Source organism: Streptomyces liangshanensis (assembly GCF_011694815.1).
Lineage (GTDB): Bacteria > Actinomycetota > Actinomycetes > Streptomycetales > Streptomycetaceae > Streptomyces > Streptomyces liangshanensis.
The window spans coordinates 3,966,711-3,980,518 of sequence record NZ_CP050177.1 but is presented as its reverse complement, the minus strand read 5'-3'; the positions used below and the strand labels follow the sequence as shown (position 1 = coordinate 3,980,518).

The window sequence follows — 13,808 nt, the reverse complement described above, 5'->3', positions numbered from 1 at the left end:
GTTACCATGCGTGGACGCAGCAGTCGACAACCACCAACGGCAGCAGACGATGACGAGGGACGGGCGAGCGCGTGGCCGAGGCGGCAGACTTCCAGGGGATGGGTCACTCTCCTGCCCGCCGGTGGCTGTGGCGCGCAGCCTCACTGATGGCGGGTGCGCCGCTCCTGGGCGCCCTGCTGGCCAGTACGGGGGCTCCCGCCGCGCAGGCCGCGCCGAAGGCCACCGGGGCGCGTACGGTCGCCGTGTCGCTCGACACACTGACGCCGAGTGCTCCGGTGAAGGGCGACACCCTGGTCGTCTCCGGCACGGTGACCAACAAGAGCAGGAGCACGGTCACCGACGCGCGGGTGGACCTGCGGGTGGGCCCGCCGCTGTCGGGGCGGACCGCCATCGACGACGCGGCTGAGCGCTCCCCCGAGACGGCCGCCGACGTGCCGCCGCTGGGCGGCAAGTACAAGGTCGACCTCAAGAAGCTCGCTCCGGGCGTGCCGTACACCTTCTCCCTGTCCGTACCGGTCGGGAAGCTCGGCCTGGACGAGGACGGGGTGTACCAGCTCGGGGTGTCGGTGAGCGGGGACACGAAGGACGCCCCGTACGAGCACGTGGTGGGCATCCAGCGGACGTTCCTGCCCTGGCAGCCCGACGCGACGGGCAAGAGGACGCAGATCACCTACCTGTGGCCGCTGATCTCGACGACGCACCTGTCCGCGCAGACGGGCTCGGACGACCAGCAGACGCCGGTCTTCGAGAACGACGACCTGGCGAAGGAACTGGCGCCCGGCGGGCGGCTGGACCAGATGGTCTCGCTCGGCAGCCAACTCCCCGTCACCTGGGTCATCGACCCCGACCTGCTCGCCAGCGCCGACGCGATGGCCGGCAACTACCGGGTCAGGAGCGGGGACACCACAGTCCCCGGGAAGAACCAGGCGGTGGCCAGGCAGTGGCTGAACTCCCTGGAGAAGGCCGTGCAGGACCGCAAGGTCGTGGCGCTGCCGTTCGCCGACCCGGACCTGGCGTCGCTGGCGCACCGCGGCAAGGACGTCTCCGGTTCGCTCAGTCAGCTCCAGCCGGCCACGGAGGCGGCGGTCAGCACCGTCGACACCGTCCTGCACGTGACGCCGTCGGTCGACTTCGCCTGGCCGGTGAACGGGGCGATCGATCCGTCGATCGTCGACGTCGCGACCTCGGCGGGCGCGAACAAGATCATCACCCGGAGCGACAGCCTCCAGGACAACCTGTCCTACACGCCCACCGCGGCCCGGCCGATCGGCGGCGGCACCACGGCGGTCGTGGCCGACGCGCGGCTCTCCACCGCCTTCGACCACGCCATGACGTCGGCGGACGACTCGATCCTCGCGGTGCAGAAGTTCCTCGCCCAATCCCTCGCCGTGACGCTCCAGCAGCCGGAGAACCAGCGCAGCATCGTGGTCGCCCCCCAGCGGATGCCCTCGATCGCGCAGGCGCAGTCGATGGCGAAGGCGCTGCACGCCCTGGACCCCGAGCGCTGGACGCAGCCCTCGGACCTGCCGGCGGCCGCCGCGGCCAAGCCCGACGCCGACGCGAACACGAAGGTGCCGAGCGCTTCGCGCTACCCGAAGAAGCTGCGCTCCCAGGAGCTGTCGACCAAGGCGTTCCAGGAGATCAGGACCACACAGGACGGGCTCGACAAGTTCAAGACCGTCCTGAGCCTGCCGGACCGGGTCGACGCCCCCTTCAGCAACGCGATCAACCGCGCGCTGTCGACGTCGTGGCGCGGGAACCGGGCCGGCGGCCGGGAGTACCGGGAGGCCGTGGACTCGTACCTGCGGACCCTGACGGCCGAGGTGCAGCTGGTCCCCAAGTCCGACCTGACGCTCTCGGGGCGCAGCGCGACCATCCCGGTGACCGTGCAGAACAACCTGCTCCAGGGTGTGGAGCATCTGATGCTGCGCCTGGAGTCGGACAATCCGACGCGTTTGAAGATCGACGGCAGCCGGGACGTGGCGGAACAGCGCATCAAGATCGACGGCGGGCACAGTCAGTCGGTACGGTTCTCCGCCGCGGGCAATGCCAACGGCCCGGTCGAGGTGACCGCTCAGCTCTACACCGCGGACGGCAAGCCGTACGGCAAGAGCATGCGGTTCGAGGTGAAGGTCTCCGAGGTCACCCCGACGGTGCTGCTCGTGATGGCCGGGGGCGTGCTGCTGCTGGCGCTCGCGGGGGTCAAGATGTACAGCCGGCGCAAGCGGGCCGCCGCGCGCAGGGCGGCGGCCGTGGCCGGGGACGGCGAGTCCGTGCCCGGCGACGACGACCGGGGCGTGGATCCCGGGCAGCGGAGTGACCCGACACCGGACACCGGACCGGAAAGCGCAAGCCCGTCGGACACGGGTGAGAAAGTGGACCGTTGAGCGATGTCGTGGCCGGTCGGCCGGGGACGATGAGGTGGGGTAACCATGAACGCGCCGTACGACGGTGACCGCGGGCAGGGTGCGGCCGGCGATCCGGCGGGCCAGGTTCCGCCCTCTGGCAGGCCCGCCCAGGACCCCTATGCTGCCCCTGACCCCTATGTGCAGGACGCCTACCAGCAGGATCCGTACTGGGCGCACGACGTGACCGCGCAGGATCCGGTGAACGAGGCGTTGTACGACCGCGCGTCGCACCCGCCGCCGCCTCCCGGCACGTTCCAGGAGACGACACAGCTGTACCAGCAGCCGCCCGTGCAGCAGTACGCGCCGGATCCGCGGATCTGGGCGCAGACCCCGCCGCCGGAGCCGGCGGGGGTGTCGCGTCATCTGCCGTACGGGGACGATCCGCGCACCACCCAGTTCACGGGGGTCGACGAGCTGGTCTCGCAGGCCGGCGCGGAGGCGCCGCCCCCGGACGCGTTCGCGCACCTGTACCGGGACCAGCAGGTCGCGGGCCGGTCGCCGGTCGCGGCGGAGCCCGAGCCGGTCCCGGTACCGGCGCCGCCCGCGAAGTCGGGCGGGCGGGCCTCGGGTCTGCTGAAGTCGAGCGCGCTGATGGCCGCGGGCACCCTGGTGTCACGCCTCACCGGGTTCGTACGCAGCCTGGTGATCACCGCCGCGCTGGGCGCCGCGCTGCTCGGTGACTCGTACACGGTCGCGGCGACCCTGCCGACGATGATCTACATCCTGACCGTCGGCGGCGGCCTGAACTCCGTGTTCGTCCCGCAGCTCGTACGGTCGATGAAGAACGACGACGACGGCGGGGTGGCCTATGCCAACCGCCTCCTGACGCTGGTCGTGGTGGCGCTGGGCGTCATCGTGGCCGTGGCGGTCTTCGCCGCTCCGCTGCTGATCCAGCTGATGTCGGACACGATCTCGGGCAACCCGGCCGCGAACAACGTGGCCGTCACCTTCGCCCGCTACTGCCTGCCCACGATCTTCTTCATGGGTGTGCACGTGGTCATGGGTCAGATCCTCAACGCGCGAGGGAAGTTCGGCGCGATGATGTGGACCCCGGTCCTCAACAACATCGTCGTGATCGCCACGTTCGGCCTGTTCATCTGGGTGTACGGCACCGCCGACGCCTCGGAGATGACCGTACGGACCATCCCGCCGGACGGGGTGCGCCTGCTCGGCGTCGGCACCCTGCTGGGGCTCACCGTGCAGGCCCTCGCGATGATTCCGTACCTGCGTGAGGCCGGCTTCCGCTTCCGCCCCCGGTTCGACTGGAAGGGCCACGGCCTCGGCAAGACCGTCAAGCTCGCCAAGTGGACGGTCCTGTTCGTGCTCGCCAACCAGCTCGGTGTCGTGGTCGTCACCCAGCTGGCGACCGCGGCGGGGCACGCCTCCGGCAAGGACGGGACGGGCATCCTGGCCTACTCCAACGCCCAGCTGATCTGGGGCATGCCGCAGGCCATCATCACCGTGTCCGTCATGGCCGCCCTGCTGCCGCGGATCTCCCGCGCCGCCCAGGACGACGACCCGGGCGCGGTGCGCGACGACATCTCCCAGGGGCTGCGCAACTCGGCGGTCGCGATCGTCCCCATCGCCTTCGCGTTCCTGGCGCTGGGCGTCCCGATGGCCACGCTGCTGTTCTCGTCGAGCGGCCTGGAAGCGGCGCGGTCCATGGGCTTCATCCTGATGGCGTTCGGCCTGGGCCTGATTCCGTACTCGGTGCAGTACGTCGTGCTGCGTGGCTTCTACGCGTACGAGGACACCCGCACCCCCTTCTACAACACGGTGATCGTCGCGGCCGTCAACGCCGGCGCCTCCGCCCTCTGCTACGTCGTACTGCCCGCGCAGTGGGCCGTCGTCGGTATGGCCGCCTCGTACGGGCTGGCCTACGCGGTCGGCGTCGGCATCGCCTGGCGCCGGCTCAAGAAGCGCCTCGGCGGGGACCTGGACGGCGGCCGCGTCATGCGGACGTACGCCCGCCTGTGCCTGGCCTCCGTCCCGGCGGCCCTGGTCGCGGGCGCGGCGGCCTACTTCCTGCTCCAGACGCTCGGCAGCAGCGCCGGGGCGTCGCTGGTGGCGCTCGTCGGCGGGGGGATCGTCCTGTTGGCGGTCTTCTTCGTCGCGGCGAAGAAGATGCGGATCGAAGAACTCAACTCCATGGTGGGCATGGTGCGCGGACGCCTGGGACGCTAGGCCGGGGCGGGCCGGGCACAACCATCACCGGCCGCCGCGTGTCGTGCATAGCGTCCGACTGTGGGCACAATTGGCTTGGCTGTTGGACAGCACGCAACGGATGGGGAGGCAGGAGCGACGGTGGCGGAACGTAGCACGGCTGCCGTCGACGTGGCCGACAACGGCGGCGACGAGCCGCCGACCGCCAAGGCGGACAAGGCCACGGCCGACGGGTTGTCGAAGACCCAGCTCGCGGCGGACGCGTCCGCCGCGAGGACGGACGGCGAACGGCAGGGCACCGACCCGGCCGTCGCGGCACCGGAACTGCACAGCGGTCACAAGCTCGCGAGACGCTACCGCCTGGAGGAGTGCGTCACCCGTCTGGACGGTTTCAGCAGCTGGCGTGCCGTGGACGAGAAGCTGCGCCGCGCCGTCGGCGTGCACCTCCTGCCCGCGGACCACCCCCGGGCCCGTTCCGTGCTCGCCGCGGCCCGGTCCGCCGCACTGCTCGGCGACCCCCGCTTCGTCCAGGTCCTCGACGCCGTCGAGGAGAACGACCTCGTCTACGTCGTCCACGAGTGGCTGCCCGACGCCGTCGAGCTGACCGCGCTGCTCGCCGCGGGCCCCCTGGAGCCCCACGACGCCTACCAGCTCGTCAGCCAGCTCTCCCAGGCCATGGCGGCCGCCCACCGGGAAGGCCTCGCGCACCTGCGGCTGACCCCTGGAGCGGTCCTGCGCACCTCCACCGGCCAGTACCGCATCCGGGGACTCGCCGTGAACGCCGCGCTGCGCGGCATCCGCGCCGACCGGCCCCAGCGCACCGACACCGAGGCGATCGGCGCGCTCCTCTACGCCGCGCTGACCCAGCGCTGGCCGTACGACACCGACGCCTACGGGCTCTCCGGGCTGCCGAGGGGGGTCGGCCTGATCCCTCCGGACCAGGTGCGCGCGGGCGTCCACCGCGGTCTGTCCGAGCTGGCGATGCGCGCCCTGGTCAACGACGGGGCCACCGCCTCCCGCCAGGAGCCGCCCTGCACCACCCCCGACGAACTGGCCGCCGCCGTCGCGGAGATGCCGCGCATCCGGCCCCCCGAGCCGTCGTTCGTGGCGCCGCCGGACTACCAGCGGACCACGTACCAGCAGGGCACGTACGGCCAGCAGCCGGGCGGCCTCGGCCCCGTCCCCACGCATCCCGTGCCGGTCCTGCCGCCGCCGCTCCAGAGCCGCACCGGCAAGGCGCTGAAATGGACCGTCGGCGCGCTGCTCATCGCGGCCCTCGGCCTGGGCAGCTGGCAGATCGCGGACCGGGTCCTGGGAGACGAGAACAACCAGGACGATCCCGGGATCACCCGTACGACGAACGACACCGGGGACAAGGCACCGCGCCCCGCCAAGCCGATCGCCGTCGCCGACGCCCACGACTTCGACCCGTACGGCGCCGACCGGTCCGAGAAGCCCGCCGGGATAAAGAACAGCTACGACGGTGACACCAGCACGTACTGGAACACCGACGGCTACCGGAGTGCCACGCTGGGGAACCTGAAGCCCGGGGTCGGCGTCATCCTGGACCTCGGCAGCTCCCGGGAGGTCCAGGACGTGAAGGTCTCCTTCCTCGGCGGGGACACGTCGGTGGAGCTGCGCGCCGCGTCCGCCGGGACAGCGGTGCAGCCCACCGAACTGGCCGGTTTCGGGAAGGTCACCGAGGGATCCGGCACGGATGTCGACCTCAAGCCCGGCAAGCCCTTCAAGACGCGGTACGTTCTGGTCTGGCTGACCAAGCTCCCGCCGTCCGACGACGGCTACTTCCGGGGCAAGGTCTCCGAAATCAAGATCAGCGGCTGACCGGACCGGTATCGGCCGACGCGACCGATACCGGCCGACCGGACCAGGGGAGGGGGCTCACGTTGGACGATGCCGCACTCGGCGACACGAACGACCAGGACCTCCTGGCGGCACACGTCGCAGGTGACCCCGATGCCTTCGGTGAGCTGGTACGGCGCCACCGTGACCGCCTCTGGGCGGTCGCCCTGCGGACCCTGGGGGACCGCGAGGAGGCCGCCGACGCCGTCCAGGACGCGCTGGTCTCCGCCTTCCGGGCCGCCCACACGTTCCGCGGCCAGTCCGCGGTGACGACCTGGCTGCACCGCATCACGGTGAACGCCTGCCTCGACCGGGCCCGCAAGGCCGCCTCCCGCAAGACCTCCCCCATGGAGGACACCGAGCGGCTGGAGCAGCTCCTCGAACCGCACGAGTCCGCGGAGGCGCCCGCCGAGCGGCGGGATCTCCACCGTGAGCTGCTGGCCGCGCTGGCCAAGCTCCCCGCCGACCAGCGGTCCGCCCTGGTGCTGGTGGACATGCAGGGATACCCCGTGGCGGAGGCCGCACGGGTGCTGGGAGTGCCCACCGGCACGGTGAAGAGCCGCTGCGCCCGCGGCCGGGCCAGACTCCTCCCCCTCCTCACCCATCTGCGGGCGGACACCGGGGATAACCCCCAGCCGGCCAGGGGAAGGAACCGGACGCCGGGGACATCCGTCCCATCGGCATCGGCGCCGAAGGACTCAGCGCCGAGTGATCCTGTAGTGAAGGGCGGAGGTGGGCGCGCGTGACATCGACGACCGACACAACTCAGCACCCGGACGTCTCGGAGATCTCCGACCTGAACGAGGGGCTGCTCACACCGTCCCGCGCCGCCGAGGTGCAGGAGCACCTCGACGGCTGTGCGCTGTGTGCCGACGTGCACGCCTCGCTGGAGGAGATCAGGGGACTGCTCGGCACCCTGCCCGGCCCCCCGAGGATGCCGGCGGACATCGCCGGGCGCATCGACGCGGCGCTGGCGGCGGAAGCCCTCCTGTCCGCGACAGCGCCGGACCAGCCGGTGGATGTTTCACGTGAAACAACACCCTCCGAACCGTCGTCCGACACCTCCCCCACGACGTCCGACGCTGCCGCACGGACCGACCACTCCGCCGACCAGCCCGCGGACCGCCCCGTCGACCAGCCCGTCGACCAGCCCGCAGACCAGCCCGCAGACCGCCCTGCCGGCCGTCCCCGGGCCGCCACCGGACCCGGCCGGGACGCCCGGAAGCGCCGCCGCCGTCTTCGTACCACCGTGCTCGGTGCCGTGCTCGGCACAGCGGCCGTCGGCGTGAGCGTGTTCCTGCTCCAGACACTCCGATCGTCGGACGCGGACAACCTCTCCGCCGCGGATTCGGGACCGGCCACGAGCAGCGCCAAGACCCTCTCGAAGGACACCCTCCAGAACCAGGTGGACACGCTTCTCGGCGCTTCCCCCGCGGCCCCGGACCAGAAGAGCTTCCAGCCGCAGCAGGAGAACCCGGGCGCCGACGAGGGGACGGTCAACACGCCCCTCATGCGGTCCGCGCCCGCGGTCCCGGCCTGCGTCCAGCGGGGCACCGGCCGCACCGACCCCGCCCTCGCCGTCGACCAGGTCCTCTACCAGGGCACCCACGCCTACCTCGTCGTCCTGCCCGACCCGGCGGACAGCACCAAGGTCCAGGCGTACGTGATCGACGCGGCCTGCGTCGACACGGCCCCCACGGGCAAGGGCGACGTTCTGCTGACGCACTCCTACCCGCGCCGCTGACCACCCTCCGCGCCGCCGCGGGCCCACGGGAATGTAAGACCCGTAGGATCCGTTGCGTGGGTGTAGGTCGTGGATCTGGCCCCAGTAGGCAGTAAGCAGTCTGCAGAGACGAGGAAGAATCCCGTGAGCGACGTCCGTAATGTGATCATCATCGGTTCCGGGCCCGCCGGCTACACCGCAGCGCTGTACACGGCGCGTGCGGCACTGCGGCCGCTGGTCTTCGAGGGAGCGGTGACCGCAGGCGGTGCGCTGATGAACACCACCGATGTGGAGAACTTCCCCGGCTTCCGGGACGGCATCATGGGCCCGGATCTGATGGACAACATGAGGGCACAGGCCGAGCGCTTCGGCGCCGAGCTCGTTCCCGACGATGTCATCGCCGTCGACCTCACCGGTGACATCAAGACCGTGACGGACACCGCCGGCACCGTGCACCGCGCCAAGGCGGTCATCGTCACGACCGGGTCCCAGCACCGCAAGCTCGGCCTGCCCAACGAGGACGCGCTCTCCGGACGTGGCGTCTCCTGGTGTGCCACCTGTGACGGGTTCTTCTTCAAGGACCAGGACATCGCCGTGATCGGCGGCGGCGACACCGCGATGGAGGAAGCGACCTTCCTGTCGCGGTTCGCCAAGTCCGTGACGATCGTCCACCGCCGGGACACCCTGCGGGCCTCCAAGGCCATGCAGGACCGCGCGTTCGCCGACCCCAAGATCAAGTTCGCCTGGGACAGCGAGGTCGCGGAGATCCACGGCGACCAGAAGCTCGCGGGCCTGACCTTGCGCAACACCACCACGGGCGAGACGTCCGCGCTCGCGGCGACGGGCCTGTTCATCGCGGTGGGCCATGACCCGCGGACCGAGCTCTTCAAGGGCCAGCTCGACCTCGACGACGAGGGCTACCTGAAGGTGGCCGCCCCGTCGACGCGTACGAACCTGTCCGGTGTGTTCGGCGCCGGTGACGTCGTGGACCACACCTACCGCCAGGCGATCACCGCGGCGGGCACCGGTTGCTCCGCCGCCCTCGACGCCGAGCGCTTCCTCGCGGCGCTGAGCGACGTGGACAACGCGCACACCGCCGAGCCCGAGAAGACCGCCACCTTCTGACCAGCACGATCCACTTCCCCCTGCCTCACCCACAACCCGAAGGAGGCCGCCGTGGCCGGCGACCTGAAGCACGTGACCGACGATTCATTCGAAGAGGACGTCCTCAAGAGCGACAAGCCCGTTCTGGTGGACTTCTGGGCCGCCTGGTGCGGACCCTGCCGCCAGATCGCCCCGTCGCTGGAGGCCATCGCGGCCGAGTACGGGGACAAGATCGAGATCGTCAAGCTCAACATCGACGAGAACCCGAACACCGCGGCCAAGTACGGCGTGATGTCCATCCCGACGCTGAACGTCTACCAGAACGGCGAGGTCGCCAAGACCATCGTCGGTGCGAAGCCCAAGGCCGCGCTCGTGCGCGACTTGGAGAGCTTCATCGGTGAGACCACCAAGGCCTGACGCCTGGCGATGTTTCACGTGAAACGGGCCCACCCCCGCCGGGGTGGGCCCGTTCCGTGTTCAGGCGCCGGCCGGAGCGCGGCTCACAGTGGCCGGAGCACCGGCTCCTTGTGGACCTTGCCGAGCAGCCGGTCGAGCGCCAGCTCCACGTCTTCCTTCCACGAGAGCATCGTGCGCAGCTCCAGCCTCAGGCGGGGGTACGTCGGGTGCGGCCGGACGGTCTTGAAGCCGACCGCGAGCAGGTGATCGGCCGGCAGCACACACGCCGGCTCCTTCCACCGCGCGTTGCCGAACGCCTCGACAGCCTTGAACTCCCGCCGCAGCAGATCCTTCGCCACGGTCTGCACCATCGCGCGGCCCAACCCCTGCCCCTGGTACTCCGGCAGGATCCAGCCCGTCATCAGCTGGACGGCGTCAGGGGAGACCGGGCTCGTCGGAAAGGCCGTGGCCCGGGGGACGTAGGCGGGAGGCGCGTACAGCACATAGCCCACCGGTACGTCGTCGACGTAGGCGAGGCGGCCGCACGATCCCCACTCCAGCAGCACGGCGGAGATCCACGCCTCCTTCTCCGCCTCGGGTGTGCCCGCCTTGACCGCGGCTTCTCCGCTGACCGGATCGAGCTCCCAGAAGACACACGCACGGCAGCGTGGGGGAATGTCCGGAAGGTTGTCCAGCGTGAGCGGTACAAGCCGACGCCCCATAGAGGCTGTTCCTCACTTCCCTCGCCCGTCGCGACACGGGCGTCCGTCCGCGCACCCCGTTCCCTGAGCAGGCTAACGAATCGTATCCACCTCAGGGTTCTTCGCACACCGAGAGACAGCAAAGGGCGGGCTGTGTTCCGGTAACCGGGGAACACAGCCCGCCCTTCGGGCAGTTCGAGAGCGTCAGCTCTCGTTGTCCTCCCCGTCGTCCTCGGTGAGGACCTGGTCCAGGATCCGGCCCTCGCCGGGGGCCAGCGTGCCGAGGATCCGGTCCAGGTCGTCCATCGAGGCGAACTCGACGACGATCTTCCCCTTCTTCTGCCCCAGGTCGACCTTCACCCGGGTCTCGAAGCGGTCCGACAGACGCGAGGCGAGGTCGCCCAGCGCCGGGGACAGCCGGGCGCCGGCCCGCGGTCCCTTGGCCTTGGGACCGGGCTGCGGGCCCGATTCCATGAGCTTCACGATCTCCTCGATGGACCGCACCGAAAGCCCCTCCGCCACGATGCGGCGGGCCAGCCGGTCCTGCTCCCCCGAGTCCTCCACGGCGAGGAGGGCACGGGCGTGACCCGCCGACAGCACCCCGGCGGCGACACGGCGTTGGACCGAAGGAGACAACCGCAGCAGCCGCAGCGTGTTGGAGACCTGCGGACGGGAGCGTCCGATCCGGTCCGCCAGCTGGTCGTGCGTGCAGTTGAAGTCCTTGAGCAACTGGTCGTAGGCAGCGGCCTCTTCCAGCGGGTTCAGCTGGGCGCGGTGCAGGTTCTCCAGCAGCGCGTCGAGCAGGAGCTTCTCGTCGTCCGTGGCGCGGACGATCGAGGGGATGCGCTCCACGCCGGCCTCCCGGCAGGCCCGCCAGCGCCGCTCGCCCATGATGAGCTCGTAGCGCTCCGGCCCCACCTGCCGTACGACGACGGGCTGGAGGAGCCCCACCTCCTTGATGGAGGTGACCAGTTCGGCGAGGGCGTCCTCGTCGAACACCTCGCGGGGCTGCCGCGGGTTCGGGGTGATGGAGTCGATCGGCAGCTCGGCGAAGTGCGCACCGGCCGCCGGGGCGGGCTCGGGCGTCTCCTCGTACTCCGGGGTGATCCTCTCCGCGTCCGGCACCGATGCCGCCGAGGGAAGGGAGGTCACCTTCGCGGCGGCCACACCCCGATCCGCGGTCAACACCGGTGTTGCTCCCGGGGACGCCGTGGCCACTCCGGTGGAGGGCACCTGCTTCTCCGGGGGAGCGGCAGGGATCAGCGCACCAAGCCCACGCCCCAACCCTCTACGTCGCTCACTCACTGGATCCCCTCCGACATCTGCTGGTTGTTCTGGCTGCCCACATGGACCTGCTGGGCGTCATAGTGCACCCCGACCCCCCGGAGAGCGATCTCACGGGCGGCTTCGAGGTAGGACAGGGACCCACTGGATCCCGGATCGTAGGTCAACACCGTCTGGCCGTAACTGGGCGCCTCGGAGATGCGTACGGACCGAGGGATGCTCGTCCGCAGCACCTCCTTCCCGAAGTGACTGCGTACTTCCTCCGCCACCTGCGAGGCAAGACGCGTCCTGCCGTCATACATGGTGAGCAGGATCGTGGACACATGCAGGGTCGGGTTGAGATGCCCACGGACCAGATCGACGTTGCGGAGGAGCTGTCCCAGCCCCTCCAGCGCGTAGTACTCGCACTGGATGGGGATCAGCACCTCCGCACCGGCGACCATCGCGTTGACGGTCAGCAGGCCGAGCGAGGGCGGGCAGTCGATGAGGATGTAGTCCAACGGCTGCTCGTACGCGTCGATCGCCCGCTGGAGCCGACTCTCCCGCGCCACCAGCGATACCAGTTCGATCTCCGCACCGGCGAGATCGATGGTGGCCGGGGCACAGAAGAGGCCTTCGACGTCAGGCACGGGCTGGACCACTTCGGACAGTGGCCTGCTCTCCACCAGGACGTCATAGATCGAGGGGACTTCGGCGTGATGGTCGATCCCGAGCGCCGTGGAGGCGTTGCCCTGTGGATCGAGGTCGATCACCAGAACGCGCGCGCCGTGCAGCGCGAGCGAGGCGGCCAGGTTGACCGTGGTGGTGGTCTTCCCTACTCCGCCCTTCTGATTGGCGACGACCATGACACGCGTCTGCTCCGGGCGGGGCAAGCCCTCGCCGGCGCGGCCGAGAGCCTCCACCGCCAGCTGAGCGGCACGGCCAATGGGGGTGTCGTCCATCGGGGGCGGTGTTTCACGTGAAACATCCTCCCCCGCCGACTCAGTGCGGGGACCGGGGACCGGATCGGTCATCGGTCCCGCGATGTTGGCGTCGGACCGCAAGGATTCACTCTCCTCGACTTCAGACTCGCAATGAATAGAGCCTGCCATGCTTTCGGGGTCGTGAACCAGTGAGGCCGGTGGTTCTGTGGATGAATCCACCTGTGTGGACAACCCCATGCCTCGAACGAGGGACTTTCGACCACGCGGCGTCGCTGCCGCGCGGCCACGGCCGATGATTCCCTGAAGCAATGAACGGTGTTTCACGTGAAACACGATGCATCCGCCGCAGGGTCACGCCGTCACGACACTCCGCAATGCGTAGGTATGGCAGCTTGTATGGAGCATCACTGATAGGCAGATCACTGATAGGCACTACGGACTGTACGGCTCAGCGGCGCCGTCGCGTACGGCTGGTCCGCGCGGCCTTGGCCCGCTTCGCTGCGAACCGTACGCCACCGGGGCTCTCCCCGACCTCCACCCGCACCACCGTGGCCAGCGGATCGACCACCCCTTCCCCGACCCGCAGCACCGAGGCCTCCAGCACACCGAGCTTGCTGAGCGCGGCCCTGGCCCCCTTGACCTCCTCCTCGGCGGTGTCGCCCTTCAGGAGCAGCATCTCCCCGTAGGGACGCAGCAGCGGCACTCCCCAGCCCGCCAGGCGGTCCAGCGGGGCCACCGCGCGCGCCGTCACCACGTGGACCGGCGGGAGGGTGCCCAGGACCTCCTCGGCCCGCCCACGCACCACCGTGACGTGGTCCAGCCCCAGCAGCTCCACCACCTCCTGGAGAAAGTTGGTGCGCCGCAGCAGCGGCTCCAGGAGCGTGATCTTGAGATCGGGCCGTACCAGCGCCAGCGGTATGCCCGGCAGCCCCGCGCCCGAGCCGACGTCGCAGACCGTCACGCCTTCGGGAACGACCTCGGACAGCACCGCGCAGTTCAGCAGATGCCGCTCCCAGAGGCGCGGGACCTCCCGGGGGCCGATCAGGCCGCGCTTGACCCCCGCGTCCGCCAGCAGCTCCGCGTAGCGGACCGCCGAGGCGAAGGACGCGCCGAAAAGCGTCCGCGCCTCGTCCGGCGGAGGGGAAAGCTCTGCTGCCTCTGTCACGGGGACCGTCCTTCCGTACCGAACCACCCCGAGGGCGGCTGACTAACAGGCTGACAAAATTCGGCCCCGCCTGCGAACAGG

General features: G+C 70.4%; 11 protein-coding genes. 7 read left to right on the top strand and 4 right to left on the bottom strand.

The annotated features are described in order from the left end of the window. The first annotated feature begins 71 nt into the window (after positions 1 to 71). The 7 genes from HA039_RS17145 (at position 72) to trxA (ending at position 9,675) form a co-directional block, all read left to right on the top strand. Entirely contained in the window at positions 72 to 2,387 is a 2,316-nt protein-coding gene (locus HA039_RS17145; RefSeq protein WP_167030420.1) for a DUF6049 family protein, read from the top strand. Between the two features lie 45 nt (positions 2,388 to 2,432). After that, the gene (gene murJ, locus HA039_RS17140; protein ID WP_167030417.1) at positions 2,433 to 4,592 is read left to right on the top strand and encodes a murein biosynthesis integral membrane protein MurJ; all 2,160 of its coding nucleotides are present in this window, start codon (positions 2,433 to 2,435) and stop codon (positions 4,590 to 4,592) included. 120 nt (positions 4,593 to 4,712) lie between these two features. Then, entirely contained in the window at positions 4,713 to 6,413 is a 1,701-nt protein-coding gene (locus HA039_RS17135) for a protein kinase family protein (RefSeq protein ID WP_167030413.1), read from the top strand. Positions 6,414 to 6,475: 62 nt separating this feature from the next. Then, entirely contained in the window at positions 6,476 to 7,177 is a 702-nt protein-coding gene (gene sigM, locus HA039_RS17130; RefSeq protein ID WP_167030409.1) for an RNA polymerase sigma factor SigM, read from the top strand. Next, positions 7,174 to 8,175, top strand: a complete 1,002-nt coding sequence (locus HA039_RS17125) for an anti-sigma factor family protein (RefSeq protein WP_167030406.1) — start codon at positions 7,174 to 7,176, stop codon at positions 8,173 to 8,175. The genes sigM and HA039_RS17125 overlap by 4 nt, the downstream gene beginning before the upstream one ends. A 123-nt stretch (positions 8,176 to 8,298) precedes the next feature. Continuing rightward, positions 8,299 to 9,279 carry a thioredoxin-disulfide reductase gene (gene trxB, locus HA039_RS17120; protein ID WP_167030403.1) on the top strand — a complete coding sequence of 327 codons (981 nt, stop codon included), beginning with the start codon at positions 8,299 to 8,301 and terminating at the stop codon, positions 9,277 to 9,279. 51 nt (positions 9,280 to 9,330) lie between these two features. Continuing rightward, positions 9,331 to 9,675, top strand: coding sequence for a thioredoxin (gene trxA, locus HA039_RS17115; protein WP_167030400.1), 345 nt, complete (start codon positions 9,331 to 9,333; stop codon positions 9,673 to 9,675). Positions 9,676 to 9,758: 83 nt separating this feature from the next. Here trxA and HA039_RS17110 read toward each other — a convergent pair whose 3' ends face one another. The 4 genes from HA039_RS17110 to rsmG form a co-directional block, all read right to left on the bottom strand. Next, on the bottom strand, positions 9,759 to 10,376 hold the full coding sequence (locus HA039_RS17110) for a GNAT family N-acetyltransferase (RefSeq protein ID WP_167030397.1): 618 nt from the start codon (positions 10,374 to 10,376) through the stop codon (positions 9,759 to 9,761). Between the two features lie 183 nt (positions 10,377 to 10,559). Continuing rightward, entirely contained in the window at positions 10,560 to 11,660 is a 1,101-nt protein-coding gene (locus tag HA039_RS17105) for a ParB/RepB/Spo0J family partition protein (protein WP_167030394.1), read from the bottom strand. Continuing rightward, positions 11,657 to 12,730 carry a ParA family protein gene (locus tag HA039_RS17100; RefSeq protein WP_161311684.1) on the bottom strand — a complete coding sequence of 358 codons (1,074 nt, stop codon included), beginning with the start codon at positions 12,728 to 12,730 and terminating at the stop codon, positions 11,657 to 11,659. Before HA039_RS17100 ends, HA039_RS17105 begins: the two co-directional genes overlap by 4 nt. A 280-nt stretch (positions 12,731 to 13,010) precedes the next feature. Beyond that, on the bottom strand, positions 13,011 to 13,727 hold the full coding sequence (gene rsmG / locus HA039_RS17095) for a 16S rRNA (guanine(527)-N(7))-methyltransferase RsmG (protein ID WP_167030391.1): 717 nt from the start codon (positions 13,725 to 13,727) through the stop codon (positions 13,011 to 13,013). Positions 13,728 to 13,808 lie beyond the last annotated feature (81 nt).

Bases quoted from the DNA above. Each gene is read 5' to 3' on its own strand.
- murJ (WP_167030417.1), top strand. From the start codon at position 2,433: ATGAACGCGCCGTACGACGGTGACCGCGGGCAGGGTGCGGCCGGCGAT.
- HA039_RS17100 (WP_161311684.1), bottom strand. From the start codon at position 12,730: ATGGCAGGCTCTATTCATTGCGAGTCTGAAGTCGAGGAGAGTGAATCC.
- HA039_RS17110 (WP_167030397.1), bottom strand. From the start codon at position 10,376: ATGGGGCGTCGGCTTGTACCGCTCACGCTGGACAACCTTCCGGACATT.